The 4,458-nt window shown below is 72.5% G+C and carries 3 protein-coding genes; 1 reads left to right on the forward strand and 2 read right to left on the reverse strand.

The window, feature by feature from the left end:
- Window positions 1–1,869, reverse strand: a 1,869-nt coding sequence (gene dxs, locus ACTIR_RS0109025) for a 1-deoxy-D-xylulose-5-phosphate synthase (protein ID WP_026454017.1), incomplete at its 3' end; no start/stop codon positions are given.
- A 283-nt stretch (window positions 1,870–2,152) separates the two neighbouring features.
- On the opposite strand from dxs, the gene ACTIR_RS0109030 reads away from it, so the two are divergent.
- Entirely contained in the window at window positions 2,153–3,706 is a 1,554-nt protein-coding gene (locus ACTIR_RS0109030; RefSeq protein ID WP_026454018.1) for a GMC family oxidoreductase, read from the forward strand.
- A gap of 419 nt (window positions 3,707–4,125) precedes the next feature.
- Here ACTIR_RS0109030 and ACTIR_RS0109035 read toward each other — a convergent pair.
- On the reverse strand, window positions 4,126–4,458 hold a 333-nt coding region (locus ACTIR_RS0109035; protein WP_026454019.1), incomplete at its 5' end, for a FadR/GntR family transcriptional regulator.

The raw sequence follows: 4,458 nt of genomic DNA on the forward strand, positions 1-4,458 counted from the left end.
GCCGAGCCGCCCGGCCGCCCACTCGGTGACCCGGCGCGCGACGTCCTGCGCGGTGAGCCCGACGTCGGCGAGCACCTCGTCCCGGCTGCCGTGCTCCAGGAACCGCTGCGGCACCCCGAGGTCGCGCAGCGGCACGTCGCAGTCGGCGTCCCGCAGCACTCCCCCGAGGGCCGAACCGAAGCCGCCGTGCCGTCCGCTGTCCTCCACGGTGACCACGAGCCGGTGCCCGGAGGCCAGCGCCACCAGTTCCTCCGGCACCGGCACGACCCACCTCGGGTCCACCACGGTGACCCCAATGCCCTGGTCGGCGAGCCGCTCGGCGGCGGCCAGCCCCAGCCGCGCGAACGCACCGACCGCGACGAGCAGGACGTCCGCACCGGACCCGCGCCGCAGCACGTCCACCGGACCGAGCCGGTCGACCGCGGGCACCGACTCGACGACACCGCCCTTGGAGAACCGCAGCGCCGTGGGGCCGTCGGAGACGGCGACCGCCTCCCGCAGCTCCTCCCGCAGCGTCTCCGCGTCGCGGGGGGCGGCCACGCGCATGCCGGGGACCATGCCGAGCAGGGACAGGTCCCACATGCCGTGGTGGCTGGGCCCGTCCGGTCCGGTGACGCCCGCGCGGTCGAGCACGAACGTCACGGGCTGGCGGTGCAGCGCGACGTCCATCAGTGTCTGGTCGAAGGCGCGGTTGAGGAAGGTGGAGTAGACCGCGACCACCGGGTGCCGTCCGCTCATCGCCAGCCCCGCGGCCGAGGTGACCGCGTGCTGCTCGGCGATGCCGACGTCGAACCACCGGTCGGGGAACGCCTCGGCGAAGGTGTGCAGCCCCGTCGACCGCAGCATCGCCGCCGTGATCGCCACCACGTCCTCGCGTTCGCCCCCGATGCGGGCCAGTTCCTCGCCGAACACCGACGTCCAGCTGGTCTTCTTCGCGGGGGGCTGCCCGGTGGCCGGGTCGATGGGGTCCGTCTGGTGCATCTGGTCGGCCTCGTCCGAGACCGCGGGCGGATACCCGTGCCCCTTCTCGGTGACGGCGTGCACGATCACCGGACCACCGAACGACCGGGCGTTGGCCAGCGCCTTCTCCAGCGCGACGAGGTCGTGCCCGTCGACGGGCCCGAGGTACTTCAGCCCGAGGTCGGAGAACATCACCTGCGGGGTGACGGCGTCCTTGAGCCCGGCCTTGGCCGCGTGCAGGGCGGTGTAGAGCGGCTTGCCGACCACCGGGGTGTTCTGCAGCAGCTCACGGCCGCCGTCCAACAGCCGCTCGTACCCGGGGCGCAGGCGCAGCGCGGCGAGGTGCTCGGCGATACCGCCGATCGTGGGCGAGTAGGACCGGCCGTTGTCGTTGACCACGATCACGATCGGCCGTTCCGGGTCGGCGGCGATGTTGTTCAGCGCCTCCCAGCACATCCCGCCGGTCAGCGCCCCGTCCCCGACCACGGCGACGGCGTGGCGTCCGCCGCCGTCGAGCGTGAAGCCCTTCGCCAGCCCGTCCGCGTAGGAGAGGGCGGTGGAGGCGTGACTGTTCTCGATCAGGTCGTGCTCACTCTCCGCACGCGCCGGGTAGCCCGCGATGCCACCCTGCTGGCGGAGCCCGTCGAACTCGTCCCGCCGCCCGGTGACGATCTTGTGCACGTACGACTGGTGTCCGACGTCGAACAGCAGCGCGTCCCGCGGGGAGTCGAACACGCGGTGCAACGCGAGCGTCAACTCGACGACCCCGAGGTTCGGGCCGAGGTGACCACCGGCCCTGCGCACCTTCTCGACGAGGAAGTCCCGGATCTCCCCCGCCAGTACGGCCAGTTCCTCGTGGTCCATCCGCTTGAGGTCTGCGGGCCCGTCTACGGACTCCAGCAACGTCACGCTCCACCTCGCTCGCCGTCGTTGTCGCTGCCTCGTTCCGACCCAGTCTAGGGAACACGCACCCGGCCGGGTGGCTCGCTCACCCGCTGTCGGTGGCCGCACGGGCCGCATCACCACACCGTGCCACCGACGGTGCAGGTCACACGCTGCCCGCGGCGACTACGGGCCGGATACTGGACCCACCCGGGCCGTTGTCGGCGCGCGGACGGCCACCCCGCGGCACGCGGACGACCGCCGACAGCCGGACGGGGCGGGCCGACAGCCGGACGAGAAGGAGTGTGACGTGTCCCCCGAGTTCGATTACGTCGTCGTCGGCGGCGGTACCGCCGGTTCGGTCGTGGCGGCCCGCCTGTCGGAGGATCCGGACACCTCGGTCTGCCTGCTGGAGGCGGGGCCTTCCGATGTGGACGCCCGGCCGGTGCTGGAACTGACCCGGTGGATGGAACTGCTGGAGTCCGGATACGACTGGGACTATCCCGTGGAACCGCAGGAGTCGGGCAACTCGTTCCTCCGCCACGCCCGGGCGAAGGTGCTCGGCGGGTGCTCGTCGCACAACTCCGCCATCGCGTTCTGGGCGCCCCGGGAGGACCTCGACGAGTGGGCGGACCTCGGCCTGCCCGGATGGTCGGCCGAGGACATCTTCCCGCTGTACCGACGGCTGGAGGACAACGACGCCCCGGGCGAGCACCACGGCCGCACCGGCCCGGTCCGGATCCGCAGCGTGCCCCCGCACGACCCGGCCGGGGTGGCGCTGCTGCACGCCTGCGAACAGGCCGGGATCCCCCGCACGGACTTCAACACGGGCACGACGGTCACCCACGGCGCCAACTGGTTCCAGATCAACGCCCGGGAGGACGGCATCCGGGCGTCGGCGTCGGTGGCGTACCTGCACCCGGTGCTCGGCAGGAGAACCAACCTCCAGGTCCGCACGGGGGTGCGGGCCAAGCACCTCACCTTCGACGGGACCCGGTGCACCGGGGTCGAGGTCCTCACCGAGGACATGCAGCACAGCGAGCACATCCGCGCCCGCAACGAGGTGGTCGTGTCCAGCGGTGCGATCGACACCCCGAAGCTGCTCATGCTGTCCGGGATCGGCCCCGCCGAGGAGCTCGCCGGGTTCGACATCGACGTCGTCGTGGACTCACCGGGTGTGGGGCGCAACCTCCAGGACCACCCGGAGGGCCTGGTGCAGTGGGATGCGCGCAGGCCGATGGTGCGGGATTCCACCCAGTGGTGGGAGATCGGCATCATGACCACGACCCGGGAAGGTCTCGACCGGCCGGACCTGATGTTCCACTACGGATCCGTGCCGTTCGACCTGAACACCCTGCGGCACGGCTATCCCACCACGGAGAACGGCTTCTGCCTGACACCGAACGTCACCCGGGCACGGTCCACCGGGACGGTGCGGCTGCGCACCCGGGACTTCCGGGACAAGCCCAGAGTGGACCCGCGCTACTTCAGCGACCCGCACGATCTGCGGGTGATGACCTACGGCGTCCGGCTGGCCCGGGAGATCGTCGCGCAACCGGCGATGCGCGAGTGGGCGGGCGCGGAGCTGGCGCCGGGACCGGACGCGACGACCGACGACGAGATCGGCGACTACCTGATGAAAACGCACAACACCGTCTACCACCCGTCCTGCACCGTGCGGATGGGCCCGTCGAACGACCGCGAGGCCCCCCTGGACGAACGGCTGCGGGTGCGGGGGGTGGACCGGCTGCGGGTCGCCGACGGCTCGGCCATGCCCTTCCTCATCGCGGTCAACCCGTGCATCACCACCATGGCCATCGGCGAGAAGGCCGCCGACCTCCTCCGCGAGGACGCCCGCCCCTGACCCCGGCGAGTCGCCACCCCAGTCCCGCGAGTCGCCATTCAGGGTCCGCGAGTCGCCATTCAGGGTCCGCGAGTCGCCATTCGGGGTCCGCGAGTCGCCACCCCAGGCCGGCGAGTCGACACCTCGGGCCGCCGAGTTGCCGGCGAGTCGACGCCCCATGCCGGCGACCGCCGAACGTCGACCGTCGACCTGTGCCGGAAGGCTCGCGGGACCCGAGCGCCGACCCACGTGTCCCCGACGCCCACTCGCGGGCCGCTGGCATCGACTCGCGGACCGGAGTGGTCACTCGCGGGGCCCTGACGTCAACTCGCCGTCCAGGGTGCCGACTCGCGGGTCCCGGGCGTCAACTCGCCGTCCTGGGGTGGCGACTCGCGGGCTCCTGGCGTCAACTCGCGGTTCTGGGGTGGCGACTCGCGGGGTCAGCGGCGCCAGAGGGGGAGCATGGCGTCGCGGACCTCCGCCAGGAGGTCGCGCATGGCGGCCTCGGCGGGGTCGGGCAGGCCGCGGGCGACCGCGTCGGCCACCCGTTCGTGCAGGCGTAACGCCTCGGGCACCGGCTGGTGGGGCATCAGCCCGAGCCGGGTCCGGCCGCGCAGCACCACGGCGACCACGTCGGCCAGCGCACCGAACATCTCGTTGCCGCTGCTGCGCAGCAGCAGGGTGTGGAAGGCGATGTCGTACTCCAGGAACTCGGCGAGGTCACCCGCCTCGCCGAGTTCGCGCATCCGGCCCGCGAGCCGCACCGCGCGGGC

The sequence above is a fragment of the Saccharomonospora iraqiensis subsp. iraqiensis genome (assembly GCF_000430445.1).
Lineage (GTDB): Bacteria > Actinomycetota > Actinomycetes > Mycobacteriales > Pseudonocardiaceae > Saccharomonospora > Saccharomonospora iraqiensis.